Below are 19,568 nucleotides of genomic sequence, written 5' to 3'. Positions count from 1 at the left end.
GGTCCTTAGAGGTCGGTGAGGGTTTTGGGATCCTCGCCGGTCAGGGCGGCGGTGAGGAGGGCGGTGAGGTTCTCGGCGGTGACCGGGCGCGGGTTCGATGCCGGGATGGCGTCCAGCGCGATGCGCACCGCTTCGGGGATGTCCTCTGCGGTGAATCCGTAATCGGCCAGTGCCCGCGGCGCGTCCAGGACCTGGCGCAGGTGCTGCAGGCCTTCCAGGGCGTCCGCGGCACCGAACGCGGCGGCGATCCGGGCCGCCGCCTGCGGGGCGGCCGGGGCGTTGAACGCCAGCACGTAGGGCAGCACGGTGGCATGGGTCTGGGCGTGGGGCAGGTTGAAGGTGCCTCCGAGCACGTGGCAGATCTTGTGGTGGATCCCGGACCCGGCCGAGGCGAAGGCGACCGCGGCCAGGTAGCAGCCGTAGAGCGCCTGCTCCCGGCCGTCCAGCCCGGCCGGGTCGGCCTTCACCGCCGGCAGACCCTGGCTCAGGGCCCTGATGCCTTCGGCGGCCAGGGCGGCGTTGATCGGGTCCGCCCGCGGGGCCCAGAGCGAGTCGATGCAGTGCGCCATCCCGTTCAGCCCCGATGCCACGGAGAGGTCCACCGGCAGCGAGAGGGTCAGCTCCGCGTCGTAGATGACCGTGGCCGGCAGCACCCGGTCATCCACCCCGGTGGTTTTCCGGGCCGCCTCGGTCAGTCCCCACACGTTGGTCGCCTCGGATCCGGCGTAGGTGGTCGGCACCGCCACAATGGGGATCCCGCTGGTCAGGGCCACGGCCTTGGCCAGGCCCGTGGTCGACCCGCCGCCCACGCAGACCAGCAGGTCCACGTTGTGGCCGGCGGCCGCGGCCCGGGCCTTCTCCGCCGTCTCCACCGGCACGTGCATCACCACGTCCGTTTGCCACAGGACCGGGTCGATTCCCGCGGCCACCTGCCCGGCCATCGGCCGCTCGAACTCGCTGGCGATCACCATCACCCGCTGCGCGCCCAGCCGGGAAACCTCCGCGGCCAGGTGCTCCGCGGCCTTCCCGGAGCCGAACAGCACCCGCTGCCCCAGGGTCACATGCTCAAAAACCAGATTCATTCCGTATGTTCCTTCGTCTTTTTTATAGGCGCGGCTATCCCGGCTATGTGACGCATTCCGCCGATGGTGCTGTCTAGAGGACGGTGACCGCTTCTTCATAGGGGAGCCGCGGTAAGCGAGTTTCGGAGCAGGCCTTTTCCGCTGCGTAGCCGATATTCGCTACGAGAATGCTCCTTTGGCTCCCGTCCGGGAAGAAGTCTGCGTCCAAGGACGCCTTGTTGAATCCGGTCATCGGCCCTGCCGCGAGGCCCAGGGCACGGGCGGCGAGGATGAAGTATCCCGCCTGCAGGTGTGCGTTGTCCCGGCCGATGCCGTACCGCAGGTCCAGATTCTCCACGAATCCCTCGCGCAGCTGGGGCCGGTGAGGAAAGACCGCCGGTAGTTGGTCGTGCCAATGGGCATCGAAGGCGAGGACCGCGGTCATCGGGGCGTCAAGCGTTTTCTGCTTGTTGTTTTCGTTCAGATGGGCGACCAGCCGTTCCCGGGATTCCCCTGCCGACACATAAGTGATCCGAAGGGGCTGGTTGTTGAAGGCGGTAGGACCGAACTTGGTCAATTCGTAGATCATCCGGAGCTGTCCGGGGGAGACCGGTTCATCGGTGAAGGCATTGGCCGTCCGGGCCTCTGAAAAGAGGAGGTCAAGGGCCGCTTGATCGAGAACGGGGTAGGTGTCGGCGAGAAGACGGGCATTCATAAGGTGTGTCTTTCCTCTTTGGGGATGGTGGTCAGGCAGCCGGCCGGCGGACGAGTCCGAGGATGTGAGCGCGCAGATCGGCAAACTCGCGTGTCGACTTGGTCTGCACCTGATCCCGTGGATAGGCCAGGTCCACAGGAACAATCTCAGCTACGCTCGTCGGTGATCCTGACAGGACGATGACCCGGTCGGCCAAATACACCGACTCTTCGATGTCATGGGTGACCACCAGGATCGTCATCCCGTATTTTTCCTTGATCGTATGCGTCAGGTCCTCGAGGTCGGCACGGGTCTGCGCATCCACCGAGGCAAAGGGCTCGTCCATCAGCAGAACGTCCGGCTCGAAGGCGAGGGCCCTGGCGATCGCCACCCGCTGCTGCATGCCGCCGGAGAGCTGCCAGGGGTGCAGCGAGGCATGGTTGGGCAGGCCGACGCTGGCCAGCGCACTCTGCGCCCGCTCATGGCGGTGGGCCGCCGTGAGCCCCCGGCCGCGCAGCGGCAGTTCGACATTGGCCCCGACGGTCAGCCATGGCATTAGCGAGCGGCTGTAGTCCTGGAAGACGACAGCAAGCTGCCGGGGTGGGGCGGTCACCTTCTCGTTACCGAGGTAGACCGCTCCTGACGTCGAGGGCTGCAATCCGGCCAGGCAGCGCAGCAGGGTGGTCTTGCCTGCCCCGGACGGGCCGACAATGCTCGCCGTCTCGCCTTTGTAAATGTCGAAGCTGACATTGCCCAGGATCTGCCGTGCCGCGGCACCGCTGTTATAGGTCTTGGAAAGCCCCTGCACCGACAGGGCGGGGGCCTGGGTCAGGCTGTGCTTGAGCGTGGTGTCAGTCATTTCGATTCTCCTTGTTCCGTTCCGCGCAGGCCGCGATGCCAGCGGAGCAGACGGTGCTCGACTACCCGAAACAGCACATTGGCGGCGTAGCCGAGGATGCCCAGCAGCAGCAGCGCCGCCCACATCACGTCCATGTGGTACTGGCGCGCGGACTGTAGTTCGATGAAGCCGATGCCTTCGGTCGAGGCAATGTATTCGCTGGCCACGATCAGGATGACGCCCAGGGCTACGCTGACCCGGATGCCGGCGATGATTTGGGGTGATGCGGCGGGCAGGATGATCCGCCACAGGTGGTTCCAAGGTCCAAGGCCGTAGCTGCGTGCGACGTCTTTGACCAGCACGTCGATGCCGCGGACTCCGTCGACGGTGTTCATCAGGACCGGCCAGACGGCGCCGAAGACGATGATGGCGACCTTCATATCCGGCCCGATGCCGAACATGAACAGCGCAATTGGCAGCAGTGCGACGCCGGGGATGGCCCGCATGAACTCCAGCAGCGGGCTGGCGGCGGCATACAGGGCCGGTACCAGCCCCAGTACGAGTCCGGCCGAGATGCCCAGGGCCACGGAGACCAGCAGGCCGGTGCCAAGGTTCTGCAGGCTGGGCAGGACATCGGTGGCAAAGCGTGTAGTGAGGATGTTGCCCAGTTCGGAGGCAATGCGGGCCAAAGGCGGGAAGTACATGGACGTGCTGTTGAGGCTGAAGATCCACCAGGCGGCGAAGGCCGCGACGGGCAGCCAGATTTCCGTCAGCAGTCCGGCTGATCTGTTCACGATGGCCTTCACGTGGCTGCTCCTCTCACCGAGGGGTGCCAGTAGAGCACCCGGCGCGATACCTGGTTCAATCCGCGGTCCACGGCAATGCCGATCAAACCGATCAGGATCACATAGGCATAAGTGACCGGCAGGTCGCCGCCGGACTGTGCCATGTTCATCTCCAGTCCCAGGCCGGGGGCCGACCCCAGGACCTCGCCTGAAACTCCCAGCAGCAGCCCGATCACCGCCGAGATCCGCAGGCCGGTGACCACGTAGGGCAACGCTGTCGGGACCAGGATGAAGACGGCCGCGGTCAGGCGTGAGAGCGAGTATGACCTGGCGGTGTCCAGCAGCACCCGGTCCGTGTCCCGGACCCCGTACGCGGTCTGGACCAGGATGGGCCAGAAAGCTCCATAGACGATGAGCACCAGCTTCATTTCCATGGTGGCCCCGAACAGCAGGACGATGACCGGGATCATCGCGACCGAGGGAATGGTGCTGAGGAAATCCACGGCCAGCCGGGTCGAGCGGTACAGGAACCTGATCCGGCCCAGGAGCATGCCGGCCGGGATGGCGGCCGCGGCCGCGATCAGGACGCCGAGCGCCCAGCTGCCCAGGGTCAGGCCGAACGCCTGCCAGAACCCGGCACTGCCCAGCAGGGTGGCCAGGGCGGGGAGGGTGGCGGACATGCTCGGGAATGCCGAGCCGGGCAGGAGCCCGGTGACGCTGCTCAGTTCCCACAGTCCGAGGGCGGCCGCAATCACGGCCAGGCCCGTGCCTTCCCGTCCGTAGCGGGCCAGCGTGGTGACCCTGCTGCCTATTTGCCCGTAACGGGCCATCTGCGTGGCCATGGTTATCCCTTCGGCACTACGAGGGAGTTGATGTCGATGTTGCCCTTCACGAAGCCGTAGTCCGTCATGAGGTCCGACCAGATGCGCGCACGCTTCACCGAGAAGTCGGTGCTGAATACCGGCAGCTGCATGACCTCGGCGAGTTCCTTCGGCGTGCCGCTGAAGGTCGGCAGGATCTTGCGGACGGCATCGGGATTTTCGGCGGCGTAGGTGGTCGCCTCGTCGAGGGCGGCTCTGAAGTCCTCGACGGTCTTTGGGTTCTGTTCCATGAATTTCGCGCTGGTTGTCAGCACAAACTGCAGCGCGTTCGGAACGGCTTCGGCGCCGGCGGAGAACAGGTAGCGGGCACCGGATTTCTCGGCCGCATTGGTGAAGGGGGAGATGGTGTTGATGGCGTCGACCTGGCCGCGCTTCAAGGAGTCGAGCATGCTGTCGAGGGGGACTTCGAGGAACTTGATCTTGTCGCTGTCGGCACCGGATTTGTCCAGTGCCGCCCGCAGCGACAGTTCGCCCGCGCCGCCCAGGCCGCTAACCGCAATGGTCTTGCCGTTGAGGTCAGTGGGCGCCTTGATGCTGCTGTCCTTGGCGACGTACACCTTTTCCGGGCTTTCCAGCGGCTTGTCCGTGGTTACGGTGGTGTTGCCGATCATCTTGAGCGGCAGTCCGGCTGCCGAGGCCTGCATGACGTCGACGGCGCCCAGGATGCCGAACTGCGAGGCGCCGGAAACTACGGCCGGGATGCTTGCGGCCATCGAGGGCGTGGCGGCAACCTTGACGTCGAGGCCGTGTTTCTTGAAGAGGCCCTTTTCCAGGGCGATGTAGACGGGCGCGGTGTCGACGATCGGCGGCAGGCTCACGGTGACGGCGGTGGTGCCGTCTTCGGATTTGATGCCGGCAGCCGACGTGGTGCCGGCGGAGCAGGCCGTTCCGGTCAGGGCCACGGCCAGGGTAATGACGCCGGCCAGGACCGTGCGGTGGATTTTGAGCATGGTGTGTCCATTCCTGAGTGTCGGTGATGATGGTGTGCGGCATTAGTGCCGTGCAGGCACCGCCTTATGCGGGGCTGCTGCCGCCGATGTCCCGGGTGACTTGGGCGGCCGCGTCCAGGAGCGCGGCCTGGTATTCGGCCCGGGGCGCACCGGTCCGGCGCAGCCGTTCGTACAGGGTGAGCGTGAGCACCACGTCCCGGTTGCGGTCGAAGACCGGAGCCGAGATGCTGTGCGCCCGGTCAGTGGCCGGATCCACATCCGCGGCGTAGTCCTCCGCGACCTCCTGGAGGAGGTTCTGCAGCTGCCGCTGCCTGGCCGGCAAAACACCGCTGGTGGCCAGCTGCTCGACCACGGACTCCATGGCGTACAGCCGGTCGTCATCGGGGGCGGCAATCCAACCCTGCCGGCGGATCAGGGCGAGGTGTTCATCGAAACGCGCCCGGAACACGGCATCATCGCCTTTGCCGGACTTGGCAAGCCAGGCATCAACGGCGCCGCCGCCTGCCCATGCCACGAAGAGCGATCCCATTGGTGGGACGAACGGCAGCCGCAGGCCCACCTTACTCAGGCCGGTGTCGGTTCCGCCGCCGCCGGCATAGGCCAGCTGCACCAGGTCATCGTCGACCACGGCCGAGGCATGGCAGTCGACGTCGTATTTTTCGGCCAGCGATGCGATGTAGGGCCGGGCACGGTTCGCCAGCTGCAGTTGCGCGGACAGCCCGTCGTCGGAGCCGGCCAGCAGGGACAGCGTGGAGAACCGCCCGTAGCCGCCTTGGAAGAAGAGCAGCGGCGGCAGCGGGTTCTCGGCAACATCCAGGCCCGTGACCGCACCGATGACGATGTCATGATCCCCGGCTTCGTGCACGGCGGCGAGTTCGCAGTCGATCCAGGCGATGGTCCCGTCCAGGACCGGGGCGCCGGAGGGAGCCGGATGCCACGGGCTGCCGGCGAACTTGTCGTTCCCGCGCCGCGCGAAGAGCCGGCACAGCTCGTCCTGGTCCGAGGCCAGCACGTTGACGCAGAACTTCCCGATGCTTCGGATCCGCTGGTAGGTGCCGGATTCCCGGATGGGCAGGAACGCGACCAGGGCGGGGTCCAGGGACACGGAGGTGAAGGAACCGACTGTCATGCCGATGGGTCCCAGTTCCGGGTCGAGTGCCGTGATGACGCAGACGCCGGTGGGATAGTTGCCCAGGACCCGGCGGAAATGCCGTGGATCGGTTTGGTTTTCGAGGGTGAGAGTCATGCCGGCGCGCTCAGATCATCCGCCGGTTGTCGGCGGTCTGCAGGCCGAGGGTGAACTCGCCGTGGAGCTCGAAGCCCACTTCGCCCAGGACGCCGTGCGCCAGGATGGTATTAATGTCCCGCAGCAGCCGCGACAGCACGGAATCATCGGCGATGGCCTGTGCGCCGGCCTGCCGGAACGCCCGGGTGATCACGTGGTGCGCCGTCTTGCCGGCAAAGGAGGAGGCCGTCTGCATGGAGTCCAGCAGTTCCAGGCTGATCTCGCCGCCGGCGGCCAGGGTGTCTCCGACGCGCTGGTTGGCTTCGAGGGCCAGTGCCCGGGCGGCGCGGATCTGGGCGTCGAGCTCGCCGAGTTCGCGCTGGAACCAGGAGGACTCGGCCAGGGACTTCGAGGCTCCGATGTTGATCCGGCTGCCGCGGCGCTTGGTCGGGGCCATGGCAATGATTTCGTCCAGCGCGCGGCGTGCCGCGCCGAGGACCATCCCGGGGTGCATCTGCAGGATGTACGGGACCATGCCCAGCCGGGCCAGCGGGGTGTCCGTACGGCGCGGGGTGCCCATCGGGTCGTAAATCATCTCATCGGGCACGAAGACCGAATCAACCTGGAAGGCCGTGGATCCGGTGGCCTTCATGCCCAGCACATCCCAGGCATCCAGGATTTCGAACTGCCCGGCCGGGATCAGGGCCATGCGCCGTTCCGTTTTGCCGTCGGCCGCGTCGGTCCAGAAGGTTGCCGACACGTAGTCGGCGTGGTGGATGCCGCTGGTGAAGTCCCAGCGGCCGTTGACGATGTAACCGCCTTCGGCCCGTTCCGCGGAGCCGGGCCGGAGCGAGACGGCCTGCAGCGGCAGCTTCGGTGCGAAGACAATGGCCGCCTGCTCGGGGGACAGGTGCGTGGCGAGCTGGCCGGCGCCCTCGAGAAGGATGGCCGCCGTCCACGCCAGGCTGGGATCGATGGTTCCCACGGCTTCGATGATTTCGAAGGCCGTGACGGGGTCGACCTCGTTGCCGCCCAGGTCGTCCGGGGTCATAATGCCCAGGATTCCGGCCCCCCGCATCGCCTCGACGGACTCGGGGACCAGATGGCCCAGCTGCTGGGATTCGCCCACACCTGCCTCGAGCGTGTCACGGATACGTTCAACCTGGGCCAGAGCGTGCCGGCGCCGTGCGGCCGGGTCGCCCGGCCAGCCGGTGGCGGTGATGGCGGGAGTGGTTGTGGCAGTCATGGCGTCCTTCTCTCATTCGTCTGCGGGTTCCCTGGGGAGTGGATCCATCATCAGATTTGTGAGAGGTGTGTCACATCACACGGGAGTGTTATCTTTCGATCCGCCGCATAGCGCCCCGGTCGACGGCGTCGAGGACGTCAGGCCGGACAGGTCGCGCCTAGGACACAAGGTTGTTCTGCCAGGCGTATGCGGTGGCATCTGCCCGGCCGCGTGCGCCGATCTTACGGTAAATGTTGCTGATATGGCGCTTGACCGTGTCGATGCTGATCACCAGCCGCTCCGCAATGTCCTGGTTGGTGAAACCGCCGGCGACCAGCCGCAGCACTTCGGATTCCCGCCGCGTCAGGCCGTCACAGGTCTGTTCCCGGGCCGTTGCCACGGATGATTCATCCCCGGTGAACTTGGACAGCAGAGCCGGAACCTGCCCCAGGACCAGCCGCGGCGGCCACGCGCTCCCGCCGACGGCGGCCAGGCGGGTGGAGCGCGGTGTCGGCTGGGGGCTGTTGGGCCTGCGGGGACAGCAGAATTCCACCCAGTATTCCAAGCCCAGCTCCTCGCGGATCACCGCCGCAGAGGCCGCCGCTGCGGAAGCCAGGTCAGGCTCTGTCAGATTGGCCAGGGATTCGGCCAGGCCTTCGAGGCACCACACGGCCCGCGCCTTCAGCCCGAGCCGGACCGCGATCTCCAGGCTTTCCAGATAGCGGGCTGCCGCACCGGCCGGACGTCCCGTCAGGGTGTCGGCATGTGCCAGCAGGTTCAGGAACGCGGAGGTCTGTACCTGGTCTCCGACGCCGGTGCTTTCCTTCAGGCCGTGTTCGAGCACCAGGCGCGCCTGGTCATAGTCGCCGTCATCGAGCAGGAGCCGGCCAAGCTGCTCCAGGGGCAGGCTGGCTGCCACCTGATCGCCAAAGGTGAGCAGGGCGGCGGAAGCGTCCTCAAGGCAGGTCCGGGCAAATTCCACCTTGCCGGGTTCTCCGGCTGCCGCAGCTCCGAGCAGGGCCAGCGCCCTGGCGTGTGCCCAGCCGTCGTCGAGCTGCTCGAAGATCGTCAGGGCCTCTTTGAGAGCCGCTTCCGCTGCGGGGTAACCGTTGACCTCCAGTGCGGCAGTGGAGAATGCCACGAGAGAGGCTGCCAGCTCCGCCGGTGAACCGACCTGCTGCCACAGGGCCACGGTCTGGGACAGTTCGTCATGGGCGCGCGTGAAGGAAGAGATGTGCGCCCGCAGTCCTCCCATGGTGCCCAGCAGCCGGGCTTGTCCGCAGGCGTCCAGTCCTCCGGCAGCCAGCACGCGTTCCGCCGTGGAAAGCCCTTCCTCGAACAGGCCCCGGTGGAGCCAGTACAGGTAGAGGGAATGCACCAGTTCTGCCGCGGCCGCCATGTCGCCGGTCTCCAGCAACCAGCCGAAGATTTGGGTGAGGTTGGCGTATTCGTCATCGAACCACTCCCGGGCGCGGTCGCAGGCGGGGCCGCGGACGGCGGCCATGGCCTGCGACTGGTCAAGCAGGACATGGGCCAGGCGTTGCCGCTGCTCCGGCCCAATGGCCGCCTCCCGGCCCAGCACCAGATAGTCGCGGACCAGCGGCATCACCACGATCCTGGTGCCTTCCGGCTGGGCCGGGACGGCCTGCAGCACCTGCTTTTCCACCAGAATGGACACGACCGACAGCAGCTGGACCCGGTTCCCGGAGCTGTCGTGGCCAAGTTCAAGGGACTGGAGGGTGCGGAGGGAGGCTCCGCCTTCGAATTCGGCGACGACAGACAATACCTCCTGCTCCGCCGCCGAGAGATGGTCGAGACTCGGTGCCAGGCAGGCGCGCATGGACCGGTGCCGGGCCGGGGCGCTCGGTTCAAAGTCCTCGAGGAAGGCCAGGGACTGGTCCAGTTCCGCAAGCAGCGCGTCCGGCGTGAGGATGTTGCTCTTGAGGGCGGCCATCCCTAGGGCGAGCGGAAGTCCTCCCAGCCTGCGGCAAACAGCCAGCAGGCCGGCGACCGTATTCCGGTCCAGTGTCAGGCCGGGAACCACGGCAAGCACCCGGTCCACGAAGAATTCCAAGGCCGAGTGCTCCCGGATGAATGGAACCAGCTGGGTCACGTCTGCGGGCAGGGCTTCGGCGGGCAGGGAAAGGGGCTTCACTTCAACCGGACGTTCCAGTGAAATGCGCAGCCGGCCCCGGCCGGTCGCCAGGATCTGCAGCTTCGGGTGTTCTTCAAGCAGGGAACGGACCAGGTCGGGCACGTGTTCATGGTCGGGAGAAGAGTCGACGATGATCAGCTGCAGGCCAGCCGGGTCGTCCGGGGAGAAATCATCCATGATCCCACGTACCTTCCCCCGGAGATGCAGCACGGCATCGTCCCAGGGCAGGCCGTCTTCGAAGTCGAACCAGAACCGTCCAATTTCGTGTGTGCCCAGGACTTCCCGCAGTACTTGGCGTGCGAGGACTGTTTTTCCCACTCCGCCAAGGCCTGTCAACGTCACAAGCCGGGCCCGCTGGCCAATCAGTTTCATCACATGGCGGATCTCTTCATCCCTGCCGTGCAGATCCCCGTCAATCAGTTGCATACGTTCCTCCTGCAGCACATCTTGTACCGGGCAACGCCTTGCCTCCAGTTATTACCGGAAGGTCCTTTTAACCTCCGCTTCCGTTCCGGGACAGGACTGCGCCTGTGACGGCGGCGGTGACGGCGGGGGCGACGCGCTCGTCCAGTGGGCTGGGGATGATGTAGTCCGGGCGCAGCCCGTCCTGCGCGGCAATGCCGGCGATCGCTTCGGCCGCGGCAACCTTCATCGCCGGGGTGATCCGCTTCGCCCCGGCGTCCAGGGCGCCGCGGAAGATGCCGGGGAACGCCAGCACGTTGTTGATCTGGTTGGCGAAGTCGGACCGGCCGGTCGCCACGACCTTGGCGTATTTGTGGGCGACCTCCGGGTGGATTTCCGGGTCCGGGTTGGACAGCGCGAAGATCACCGCGTCCGCGGACATCTTGGCCAGCGTTTCTTCCGGGATGGTGCCCGAGGAGACGCCGATGAACACGTCCGCCCCGTCCAGGGCCTGGGCGGTGCCGCCGGTGAGCCCGCGCGGGTTGGTGCGCGCGGCGTAGGCGGCCTTGATCTCGGTCAGGTCCCCGCGGTCCTGGTGGATGATCCCGCGCGAATCCAGCAGGACCACGTCGGACACCCCGGCGGCCAGCAGGATCTCGGCCACCGCGATCCCGGCCGCCCCGGCGCCGGAGATCACCGTCTTCAGCGAGCCCAGCTCCCGCCCGGACAGCTTCGCGGCATTGGTCAGCGCGGCCAGGGCCACCACGGCGGTGCCGTGCTGGTCGTCGTGCATCACCGGCATGTCCAGGGCCTCGATCAGCTTCGCCTCCAGCTCGAAGCAGCGCGGGGCCGACACGTCCTCCAGGTTCACCGCCCCGAAGCTGGAGCGCAGCCGGACCAGGGTTTCGACGATCTCGTCCACGTCCGTGGTCTCCAGCACCAGCGGGATCGAATCCAGGCCCGCGAAGCGCTTGAACAGCGCCGCTTTGCCCTCCATCACCGGCAGCGAGGCGGCCGCGCCGATGTTGCCCAGCCCCAGCACCGCGGTCCCGTCTGAGACCACCGCCACCAGGCGCGCGGCCCAGGTGTACTTTTGGGCCAGTTCGGGGTCCGCGTTGATCGCCCGGGAGACCTGGGCCACCCCCGGGGTGTAGGCGATGGACAGATCCCGCTTGTCATCCAGCGGGGCCGTCAGCCCGATCGACAGCTTGCCGCCCTCATGCGCGGCGAAGATCTCCTCGGTGGTCAAATCAATACGGCTGGAATTTTCAAGGCCGGTGGTCATATGCATTTTCCTTCCATAGGCTGCAGGCCGGTTTCCGGGCGTATGGTGACGGTGGAAACCGGCCTGCACCTGGTAGCCAGTTGGGTCAGGTGTTGGCGGGGGCGAGGACGATGTCGAAGCGGGTGCGGGCCCAGTCCTGTCCGTTCAGATCGCGTCCGTCCGGGGTCGGTGTGCCGGCCGGCTGCTGGAGGAAGTCCTTGATGAGGGAGTCCTTGACTCCGAAGACGGAGTCGCCGATTTCCAGTTGCGGGTCGCCGGTGACGAAGATGTGCGTGACGAGGGTGCGCAGGTTTTCTGCGGTGACCATGAAGTGCAGGTGTGCGGCCCGTACCGGGGACCGGCCCACCTTCTCGAGCATCTGGCCGACCGGCCCGTCATGCGGGATCGGGTAGGGGGTCGGGGTCAGGCCCCAGAACGCGTACTTGCCCTCGGCATCGGTGTAGAGGTGCGCCCGGCCGGCGATCCGCCCGTCGGTGTACTGGACGTCGTAGAATCCGTCGTCATCGGCCTCCCAGACCTCGATCCGCGCCCCGGCCACGGGATTTCCGTCGGTGTCGGTCACCTTGCCCTCGACCCAGCAGGGCTGGCCCTTGGCGCCGCCGGCGATGTCTCCGCCGTGCGGGATCTCCGGGGCGTCCTCGGTGAAGAACGGTCCGAAGACCGTGGCCTCGGTGGCTCCCTTGTAGGCCTGGTTGTTGACCGCGATGGTCTGCATCGACGCGCCGAGCACGTCGGAGAGCAGCACGAATTCCTGGCGTTTGTCGTCGGTGATGTGCCCGGCGGCGGTAAGGAATTCGATCGCGGTGTTCCATTCCTCCTCGGTGAGCCGCACGTCGCGGATGAACGCGTGCAGGTGTGTGGTCAACGACCGCATGACCTGCTTCAGCCGGGGGTCTTCGCAGCAGTCGAAGGAGGCGAGCACGCGGTTGACGACGTCATCCTCGACGGCGGCCTGCTCTGCGCTGACCCGGTAGGCGCCGGTGCTGGTGGTTTCGGTGTTCATCGTGCGGCTCCTTCCAGGGCCTCATCAGAGACGGTGGCGGGATCCGCGCCGGTCAGCGCGGCCTCCAGCAGGGCGGTCACATTGGCTTCCGTAACCGGTCTGGGGTTGTTCGCGGGGATGGCCGGCAGGGCCACCTGCACCGCCTCGGGGATCCCGCCGGCGGTGAACCCGTAGTCGGCCAGAGCCTTCGGCGCGTCCAGCGTCGCCCGCAGCGCCTGCAGACCTTCGAGCGCGGTGGGCGCGCCGAACGCGGCGGCCATCCGGGCCTCGGCCTGCGGCGCGTGCGGCGCATTGAACGCCAGCACGTAGGGCAGGACCGTTGCGTGGGTCTGCGCGTGCGGCAGGTTGAACGTGCCCCCGAGGACGTGGCAGATCTTGTGGTGCATCCCGGAACCGGCCGATGCGAAGGATACCGCGGCCAGGTACGCCCCGTAGAGCGCCTGTTCCCTCCCTCCCAGCTCGGACGGGTCCGTGGCGATCGCCGGCAGTCCGGCCGCCAGCGCCCGGATTCCTTCCGCGGCCAGCGCGGCGTTGATCGGGTCCGCCCGCGGTCCCCACAGCGAGTCGACACAGTGGGCCATACCATTCAGGCCGGATGCCACGGACATGTCCACGGGCAGCGAGAGCGTCAGCTGGGCGTCATAGATGACTGTTACCGGCAGCACCTTGTCGTCGATGCCGGTGGTTTTGCGGGCGGCCTCGGTCAGCCCCCACACGTTGGTGGCCTCCGAGCCCGCGTACGTGGTCGGGACCGCGACGATCGGGATTCCGGTGGTCATCGCCACGGCCTTAGCCAGGCCTGTCGTGGACCCGCCGCCCACGCAGACGACCAGGTCGATGCCGGCCTCCGTGGCGGCGGCGCGGGCGCGGTCGGCGACCTCGAGGGGCACGTGCATGACGACCTCATGGTGCCACAGGGCCACGTCGATGTCCGCGGCGACTGTGCGGGCCATCTCGGCCTCCAAGTCGGAGGCAATGACCATGACCCGTCTGGCGCCCAGCCGGGCGGTCTCTGCCGCGAGGTTTTCCGCGGCCTTGCCGGAGCCGAACAGGACCCGCTGGCCCAGGGTGGTGTGTTCAAAAGTCAGCATCGCGTTCTTTTCCTTCACTTGGCGGCGGTGGGGGCCGGGGCGGGGAGCCGGAGGCCGGCGAGGATCGTGTTGAGGTGGGCGCGCAGTTCCTCCGGTGTGGAGGCGGTGGCTGCTACGTAGAAGTCGGGGCGCAGGATGGCGAATTCGGCGCCGAGGGCGTCGAACCAGGTCCCGTAGGTGCCGTCGACGTCGACGACGTCGCTGTGATCGTCTGCGGGGCCGATGCCGGCGCAGCGTCCGCCGAGGCAATCCAGCAGCCGGCGCTGTTCCCCGGTGAGCAGGGCGGCGGGGTTGGCTCCGCGTCCGATGATGGTCCAGCCGCGGCCGACGACGTCGTCGAACCGTCCGGTGCGGCCGTTGGCCTCGACGACGCCCTGCACGGAGAGTTCGCCGGCGTGGGCTGTGCCCTCGATCCAGAGGCCGGGGCCGAGGGTGGCGATGTCGGTGTCCACCGGGGTGCCGTCGGAGGCCTCGAGTTCGGTGATCATCCGGCGGTCGCGTTCGGCGGCCTCTTCCGGGTCGGTGATGCAGATGATCTTGCCCAGGTCCATGGAGAAGTTGATGTAGTGCTGCACGTGCCCGGCCCGTTCGGTGCCGTAGGAGTCCAGCAGCGCCTCGCCGGCCTTGCCGGAGAGCACCAGGTCCAGCCGCCACGCCAGGGCCAGGGAGTCGCGCAGTCCCGCGCACATGCCCTCGCCGGCGAAGGGGGGCATGAGGTGGGCCGCGTCCCCGGCGATCAGGCCGCGGCCGTTCCGCCAGGCCGAGGCCCAGCGGGCCTGGAAGCGGTAGACGGCCGAGCGCTCCAGCACCGAGTTCTCCGGGGTGGCGCCCCACGGTTCGAGCAGGTTCCACGCGGACTCCGTGGAGGCGAGCTCGGCCGGGTTTTCCCCGGGCAGCACCATGAACTCCCAGCGGCGGCGGCTGGGACCCCCGGGGACGATGGTCGTGGGCCGGGCAGGGTCGCACAGCTGCCAGTGGGTCGGTTCGGAGGGCATCGGCTCGTTGGGGATGATGTCCAGGATCAGCCAGTCGAAGAAGAATCCGTGGTCCTCGAAGCCCAGGTCCAGGGCCTGCCGCACAAAGCTGTTGGCGCCGTCGGCCCCCACCACGTACTTCGCGCGCAGGGTCTCGGTGCTCACCGTGCCGTCCGCGGAGGTCACCGTTCCGGTCAGGACCACGCCGTCGTCGTCCTGCTGGAGTCCGGTGGCCTGCCAGCCGCAGCGCGTGGAGACCCCGGGCAGTTCGGCGGCGAGCCCGCGCAGGCGCTTCTCGAGGGCCGGCTGGGAGAACCAGTACCGGGTATGCCAGCCGGAGGCCGCGGTGCTGGCCCAGTCGACCTCCAGCAGGGTGCGGCCCTCGGCGTTCTTCCAGTAGTAGATGTCGTTGTGGTAGTCGATCGCCGGATCATTGTCCGAGTCGATCCCGAGGATGGCCAGGATCCGGGCAATCTCATGATCGAACGTGATGGCGCGCGGCTGCTCGTAGAAGGCCGGCCACTTCTCGACGATGGTGACGCGGTGGCCGCGCCGGCCGAGGAGGACGGCCAGGAGGGTGCCGACCGGCCCGCCGCCGACGACCGCGACATCGGCATCGAAGTGCGCGTCCGCGCCAACGGCCGGGGGTGCCGGCGTCCGCCGCCGGGTTGTGGGGGTGGTGGTGGCCATTGCTGGTCCTTCCGGTGTGATGCTCGTCATGCTTGCGGACCAATACTGACACATCTCTCAACTTTGAGCAATACCTCAGAATTGAGCGGTCCGGGCATGCCTCCGTGCGCCGGCGTCCTCGGTGGCGTACGGTTTTAGGGTGGGAACAGAAACGAAGGCGACAGGTGCGGCGACCGTCGGACGCCAGCAGCGGCGCCGGGAGCAGACCCGCGCCCGGCTGATCGAGGCTGCGAAGACCCTCATGGCCGAACGCGGCGTCGAGTCCGTCGGGATCTCGGAGATCACCGACGCCGCAGACCTCGGGGCCGGGACCTTCTACAACTACTTCCAGTCCCGCGACGAGATCGTCGAGGCGGTGGCCGAGGCCTCCATCGAATCCGTCGGCGCCGCCCTGGACCGGATGACCGCGGACATGGAGGATCCCGCCGAGGTGTTCGCCTCCTCCCTGCGCCACCTGGTGCTCCGGGCCACCAGCGATCCGGTGTGGGGATGGTTCATCGTCCGCATGGGAGCCGCACATCCGACCTTGATTGCCATTCTCGGCCCCCGGGCCGCCCGCGACCTCCGCCGGGGCGTGGACGCCGGGCGCTTCACCATCCCGAACACCGACATCGCGACCTCGTGCACGTTCGGCTCGCTCATCTCTGCGCTGCACCTGGTGCTCTCCACGGAACCGCCGGCGGAAACCGACCAACTGTTCGCCCGCACCATGCTGGCGATGGTCGGCATCGACGCACAGGAGGCCAAGGAAATCGCCGCCCGGCCGCTGCCGGCCCTGCGCCTCGAACCGTAGCCTCACCCCTCACACAAAGGGCCCCCTGCCGTTTTGGCGGGGGCCCTTTGTGCACCCCGGCGCCCCACGCATCGGTCCTCCAAAAATTCCCTTGCAATTTTATGACCTTAATCTCACACTTGGTTTACTGCTCAGAACTGAAGAGTATGTCAACTATCCCGGCCCCGTGTGCCTCCCTCCCAAAGGACTCCCATGACCTCGACTCCTGCGCGCCCAAACCGCCGCGGCCCCCGGCCCTACCTGTCGAACAACGCCGTCATCGCCATCTGCCTCACCGTCACCCTGATGGAGGGCTACAACCTGATCGTCTTCGGCTCCGTGGTCCCCCTCCTGCTGGAGGACCCCTCGCTGCGGATCGACGAGCGGACCGCCGGACTCGTCGGCGGGATTGTCTACGCCGGCGCCCTGACCGGGGTCATCGGCGGGACCATGCTCGCCGACCGGATTGGACGGCCCCGTGTCATGGCAGTGGCCGCCGCGATCTTCGGGTTCGGCTCCGCCCTGGCCGCCCTGGCTGCCACGCCCGGGTTCCTCGGTGGGGCACGCTTCGTCACCGGAATCGGCGTGGGGGCGGCCCTCACCACGGCCATGACCCTCGCCCGGAACCACGCACCCCAGGGGCGCGGAAGCCTGGTGATCACCATCGCGATGGCAGGCGTTCCCCTCGGCGGGACCGTCGCCGCACTGTCGGGCATCTTCCTCATGCCGCTGTGGGGCTGGCGGGCCATGTTCTGGCTTGGCACGGCCATGACCCTGGTCATCCTGTCCGTCCTGCTCTCCTCACGGATCAGCGAACCCGCCGAGGTCCACGACACCACACTCACCCCCCTGCAGAAGTTCGCCGGCCTCTTCCGCGGCCGCGTGGCAGTCTTCGTCGGCCTGGTCGCACTGGCCGCCATCACCAACATGGCCACCTGGCTCGGCCTGAACGTCTGGCTGGCCGAGGCCATGAAGTCCCGCGGATTCAGCCTGACCCAGGCACTGCTGTTCGCTTTCTCGCTGACCGGCGCAGCGGTCCTCGGCTCGTGGTTCACAGCCATTGCGGCCGATAAGGCCGGTTCAGCCAAGGTCACCATCGTCTGCGCCGCCCTTACCCTCGCCGGGCTCGGCGGACTGCTCTGGGGGCCGCCATCGCTGGGCTTCGCCCTGATCTGCGTGGCGCTCATGGGCATCGGCGGGCACTCGGCCCAGAACCTCATCAACGCCACCGCCACCGGCGCCGTCGAACCCCACTCCCGCGGAACGATCCTGGGCATCACCAACACCATGGCCTTCATCGGTTCGTTCGCCGGCCCCTTCGTCGGCGGGCTCGCCTTCGCCGCCCAGGGAGCCGGCGGGCTCTTCGCCCTCTACGCGCTGGCGGCAATCCTCTGTCTGGGAATCTGCACCGGCCTGTCCTACAGCCGACGGCACCTGGCCCGGCACGTCGACGTGGAAGCCGTCCCGGCGACCGCCGGCTAACCGCAAGCGGACAAGCACAACGGCCCGGGGACACGCACAGGACATGCCGTTCCCGGGCCGTTGTACGTCCTCCCTCGAAGCATGGCCACCAGACTCTGCACGCCAATAACGGCCCCTACGCGCTCCGGCGGATATTCCGCCGGGGCGCTTGGGGGCCGAGTGGGGAGCGTCTGAATAACGGACACCCCCGCATGCATGAATTCTCAAGTGTTAGGGCCGCGCGGGGATGGGCCTATCGAGCAGGCTATCCAGGTTGGGATCGGTGACTTCCGGCAGGATTGACCGAGAAATCGCAGCCCGACGGGCTGGATTTCCCATTGCCGGTCATTTCGGTTGTATCCCAGTACGGCTACCCTCCGTGGAAGTCGCATGTCCTTGGCCCAGGATCACCCTATTGCTCCACCCGAACCCAAGACAGTCATCGGGGAGGTACTTTGCCGGAGCTTGTCCTGGGGATCCCGGCCCCGCTTGGTGGCGGGCTGTGGACGGAGGACGCCATGTACTGGTCCACCTTGGCTAAAAGGGCTCTCGGTCCCATCACTCAGGACGGTGCCGGGGACTGTCTCCGCGAGCTCCAGGGCGCACCGTACCTGGTATGAAGGAGCAGCCGGCGGGAGGACCTCGTTGATTTGCCGGATACGGTAGGCCACGGTGTTGCGGTGGGTGTGCAGGGCTGCGGCGGTGAGGGCGAGGCTGCCTTTGTTGTCGAGGTAGTGCAGGAGAGTGCGCCGCAGCTCGCGGGCGCGGTCGTCGGGAACGGCAAGCTTGGGACCGAGGGTTCGGCGGACGAAGGCGGCGCTCTGCCGGGTGTCGGCCAGAAGGAGCGAGAGCAGTTCGACCTCCTCGTAGCGGGTGACCGTGCCGGACCGGCCCACGAGCCGGGCGACCCGTTCCGCAGCGAGTGCTTCCCGGTGGCTTTGCCGGAATCCAGCCAATCCCTGTCCCGTAGTGCCGACGGCGATCCTCAAGGGGGAGGGCCACGTTCCCGAAAGCTCCAGCCCGGACGTGTCGAGGGGCCCACGCGAGCCGAGCCAGATTAAGACGTGCCGGACTCCCTCGTTATGTATCAGCGTTCCGCCCTTGGCCTGGGTCAGCCGGGCCAACTGGGCGGTGACCTGCTCCCAGGCAAAGTGCCGGAAAGTGTCAGGCTCGGCATCTTCGAGCCATACCACCAAGGCTGTATGCGACTGCCTGAGTTGGTAGGGAAGCTGGGCAACGACATCGTCAGGGACGGGGCCCTCGTCGCGAAGAATGGTCCGGACGGCCTCTGCAGTGAGGCCGCTCTGGCTGGTGAGACGGCGTGCGGCTTCCTCTGCATAACGCTTCGAGAGCGCCTGTACGAAGCTGGACCAACAGGCCGATACATCCCGGGTTAGCTGCTTTGCGGTCGCCAGGCGCTCATGCTCGGGAACGGCCTGTTCCAGGGCGTTCATCAGCTCATCGGTAACGAAGGTCTGGCCGGCATGGACATTCCTCACGACCTGGTCGAGGGGAATGCTGCGTGCCACATAGAAGGCGACGTTTTCGCTGGGCTCCGTCGACCGGGCCAGCCAGTTCTTGTCTCCCGTGTACAAGGCGGCGACAGTGTCGATGGTGCTCGCTTCCGTCGCCCTGCGAAGGCTTTCGAACTCCTCGTCGTCCCGGTCGCCGGTCCAGTCCGTGAGCTCCTGGAGGATGTTGTCGGCCATCCGCTGTCCCGCACGGACCGCCCACATGACAGCGCTTCGACCTACTGCCGCTTCGGCCCGCTTGCGGCAGCCGAGCGAACTGTAGAAGCGGGCCGGCTCTGCGGCTGTCAGCAGGGAAACCCACGTATGTTTCATCAACCCTCCGGAACTGGCGTCATCGCGGTCTTTTGAGTTTGATCCATGTCACTTCTGCCGGCAAACGGTTTGTCCCGCGCCGCCAAGGGACGACGCCGCGTTTGTGCTGCCAGCACAGTTTGTTTGCGGACCTATACATGGCTCGTGACGGCCGCACAGTGACCGGCGCAACGTTGATCTGCCGGCACGTAGTCGGGCGGTGCGGCTTTTCGGAGCATGGAGTGACTGACAC

Annotated in this window: 16 protein-coding genes; 2 read left to right on the top strand and 14 right to left on the bottom strand. The window is 67.2% G+C overall.

Going from position 1 to position 19,568, the window contains the following annotated elements:
• Positions 1 to 5: 5 nt before the first annotated feature.
• The 13 genes from LVY72_RS13875 to mhpA form a co-directional block, all read right to left on the bottom strand.
• Positions 6 to 1,082 carry a maleylacetate reductase gene (locus tag LVY72_RS13875; protein ID WP_237821846.1) on the bottom strand — a complete coding sequence of 359 codons (1,077 nt, stop codon included), beginning with the start codon at positions 1,080 to 1,082 and terminating at the stop codon, positions 6 to 8.
• A gap of 73 nt (positions 1,083 to 1,155) precedes the next feature.
• Entirely contained in the window at positions 1,156 to 1,776 is a 621-nt protein-coding gene (locus tag LVY72_RS13870) for a malonic semialdehyde reductase (protein WP_237821844.1), read from the bottom strand.
• Positions 1,777 to 1,807: 31 nt separating this feature from the next.
• On the bottom strand, positions 1,808 to 2,614 hold the full coding sequence (locus LVY72_RS13865) for an ABC transporter ATP-binding protein (protein ID WP_237821842.1): 807 nt from the start codon (positions 2,612 to 2,614) through the stop codon (positions 1,808 to 1,810).
• On the bottom strand, positions 2,611 to 3,399 hold the full coding sequence (locus tag LVY72_RS13860; RefSeq protein WP_237821840.1) for an ABC transporter permease: 789 nt from the start codon (positions 3,397 to 3,399) through the stop codon (positions 2,611 to 2,613). The genes LVY72_RS13865 and LVY72_RS13860 overlap by 4 nt, the downstream gene beginning before the upstream one ends.
• Positions 3,396 to 4,220: an ABC transporter permease gene (locus LVY72_RS13855; RefSeq protein WP_237821838.1), complete on the bottom strand. Its 825-nt coding sequence runs from the start codon at positions 4,218 to 4,220 to the stop codon at positions 3,396 to 3,398. The genes LVY72_RS13860 and LVY72_RS13855 overlap by 4 nt, the downstream gene beginning before the upstream one ends.
• A gap of 2 nt (positions 4,221 to 4,222) precedes the next feature.
• A complete protein-coding gene (locus tag LVY72_RS13850; protein WP_237821836.1) occupies positions 4,223 to 5,209 on the bottom strand; it encodes an ABC transporter substrate-binding protein in 987 nt (328 codons plus the stop codon).
• Between the two features lie 64 nt (positions 5,210 to 5,273).
• On the bottom strand, positions 5,274 to 6,455 hold the full coding sequence (locus LVY72_RS13845; RefSeq protein WP_237821834.1) for a flavin reductase: 1,182 nt from the start codon (positions 6,453 to 6,455) through the stop codon (positions 5,274 to 5,276).
• 10 nt (positions 6,456 to 6,465) lie between these two features.
• Positions 6,466 to 7,680 (bottom strand): acyl-CoA dehydrogenase family protein, encoded by a 1,215-nt coding sequence (locus LVY72_RS13840; RefSeq protein ID WP_237821832.1) that lies wholly within the window; start codon positions 7,678 to 7,680, stop codon positions 6,466 to 6,468.
• Between the two features lie 157 nt (positions 7,681 to 7,837).
• The gene (locus LVY72_RS13835) at positions 7,838 to 10,240 is read right to left on the bottom strand and encodes a LuxR C-terminal-related transcriptional regulator (protein WP_237821830.1); all 2,403 of its coding nucleotides are present in this window, start codon (positions 10,238 to 10,240) and stop codon (positions 7,838 to 7,840) included.
• A gap of 67 nt (positions 10,241 to 10,307) precedes the next feature.
• Positions 10,308 to 11,507 (bottom strand): NAD(P)-dependent malic enzyme, encoded by a 1,200-nt coding sequence (locus LVY72_RS13830; RefSeq protein WP_372463712.1) that lies wholly within the window; start codon positions 11,505 to 11,507, stop codon positions 10,308 to 10,310.
• A gap of 79 nt (positions 11,508 to 11,586) precedes the next feature.
• Positions 11,587 to 12,504, bottom strand: a complete 918-nt coding sequence (locus LVY72_RS13825) for a hydroxyquinol 1,2-dioxygenase (protein WP_237821826.1) — start codon at positions 12,502 to 12,504, stop codon at positions 11,587 to 11,589.
• Positions 12,501 to 13,595 carry a maleylacetate reductase gene (locus tag LVY72_RS13820; protein WP_237821824.1) on the bottom strand — a complete coding sequence of 365 codons (1,095 nt, stop codon included), beginning with the start codon at positions 13,593 to 13,595 and terminating at the stop codon, positions 12,501 to 12,503. Before LVY72_RS13820 ends, LVY72_RS13825 begins: the two co-directional genes overlap by 4 nt.
• 14 nt (positions 13,596 to 13,609) lie before the next feature.
• Complete coding sequence (gene mhpA / locus LVY72_RS13815) at positions 13,610 to 15,259, bottom strand: bifunctional 3-(3-hydroxy-phenyl)propionate/3-hydroxycinnamic acid hydroxylase MhpA (protein ID WP_237821822.1); 1,650 nt, start codon at positions 15,257 to 15,259, stop codon at positions 13,610 to 13,612.
• A gap of 139 nt (positions 15,260 to 15,398) precedes the next feature.
• Between mhpA and LVY72_RS13810 the strand changes: the two genes are divergently transcribed.
• Both LVY72_RS13810 and LVY72_RS13805 read left to right on the top strand, forming a co-directional pair.
• On the top strand, positions 15,399 to 16,052 hold the full coding sequence (locus LVY72_RS13810; protein ID WP_237821820.1) for a TetR/AcrR family transcriptional regulator: 654 nt from the start codon (positions 15,399 to 15,401) through the stop codon (positions 16,050 to 16,052).
• A 192-nt stretch (positions 16,053 to 16,244) separates the two neighbouring features.
• Positions 16,245 to 17,513, top strand: coding sequence for an MFS transporter (locus LVY72_RS13805; protein WP_237821818.1), 1,269 nt, complete (start codon positions 16,245 to 16,247; stop codon positions 17,511 to 17,513).
• A gap of 386 nt (positions 17,514 to 17,899) precedes the next feature.
• Here LVY72_RS13805 and LVY72_RS13800 read toward each other — a convergent pair whose 3' ends face one another.
• Positions 17,900 to 19,336 carry a PucR family transcriptional regulator gene (locus LVY72_RS13800; RefSeq protein ID WP_237821816.1) on the bottom strand — a complete coding sequence of 479 codons (1,437 nt, stop codon included), beginning with the start codon at positions 19,334 to 19,336 and terminating at the stop codon, positions 17,900 to 17,902.
• Positions 19,337 to 19,568 lie beyond the last annotated feature (232 nt).

Origin of the sequence: Arthrobacter hankyongi (assembly GCF_022012395.1) — a bacterium.
Lineage (GTDB): Bacteria > Actinomycetota > Actinomycetes > Actinomycetales > Micrococcaceae > Crystallibacter > Crystallibacter hankyongi.
This window is presented reverse-complemented; position numbering and strand designations above follow the sequence as displayed.

What these genes read in the sequence shown, in the direction of transcription:
- LVY72_RS13875 (WP_237821846.1), bottom strand. Translation starts at nt 1,082, where the DNA reads ATGAATCTGGTTTTTGAGCATGTGACCCTGGGGCAGCGGGTGCTGTTC.
- LVY72_RS13870 (WP_237821844.1), bottom strand. Translation starts at nt 1,776, where the DNA reads ATGAATGCCCGTCTTCTCGCCGACACCTACCCCGTTCTCGATCAAGCG.
- LVY72_RS13865 (WP_237821842.1), bottom strand. Translation starts at nt 2,614, where the DNA reads ATGACTGACACCACGCTCAAGCACAGCCTGACCCAGGCCCCCGCCCTG.
- LVY72_RS13855 (WP_237821838.1), bottom strand. Translation starts at nt 4,220, where the DNA reads ATGGCCACGCAGATGGCCCGTTACGGGCAAATAGGCAGCAGGGTCACC.
- LVY72_RS13850 (WP_237821836.1), bottom strand. Translation starts at nt 5,209, where the DNA reads ATGCTCAAAATCCACCGCACGGTCCTGGCCGGCGTCATTACCCTGGCC.
- LVY72_RS13845 (WP_237821834.1), bottom strand. Translation starts at nt 6,455, where the DNA reads ATGACTCTCACCCTCGAAAACCAAACCGATCCACGGCATTTCCGCCGG.
- LVY72_RS13840 (WP_237821832.1), bottom strand. Translation starts at nt 7,680, where the DNA reads ATGACTGCCACAACCACTCCCGCCATCACCGCCACCGGCTGGCCGGGC.
- LVY72_RS13835 (WP_237821830.1), bottom strand. Translation starts at nt 10,240, where the DNA reads ATGCAACTGATTGACGGGGATCTGCACGGCAGGGATGAAGAGATCCGC.
- LVY72_RS13830 (WP_372463712.1), bottom strand. Translation starts at nt 11,507, where the DNA reads ATGCATATGACCACCGGCCTTGAAAATTCCAGCCGTATTGATTTGACC.
- LVY72_RS13825 (WP_237821826.1), bottom strand. Translation starts at nt 12,504, where the DNA reads ATGAACACCGAAACCACCAGCACCGGCGCCTACCGGGTCAGCGCAGAG.
- LVY72_RS13820 (WP_237821824.1), bottom strand. Translation starts at nt 13,595, where the DNA reads ATGCTGACTTTTGAACACACCACCCTGGGCCAGCGGGTCCTGTTCGGC.
- mhpA (WP_237821822.1), bottom strand. Translation starts at nt 15,259, where the DNA reads ATGGCCACCACCACCCCCACAACCCGGCGGCGGACGCCGGCACCCCCG.
- LVY72_RS13805 (WP_237821818.1), top strand. Translation starts at nt 16,245, where the DNA reads ATGACCTCGACTCCTGCGCGCCCAAACCGCCGCGGCCCCCGGCCCTAC.
- LVY72_RS13800 (WP_237821816.1), bottom strand. Translation starts at nt 19,336, where the DNA reads ATGAAACATACGTGGGTTTCCCTGCTGACAGCCGCAGAGCCGGCCCGC.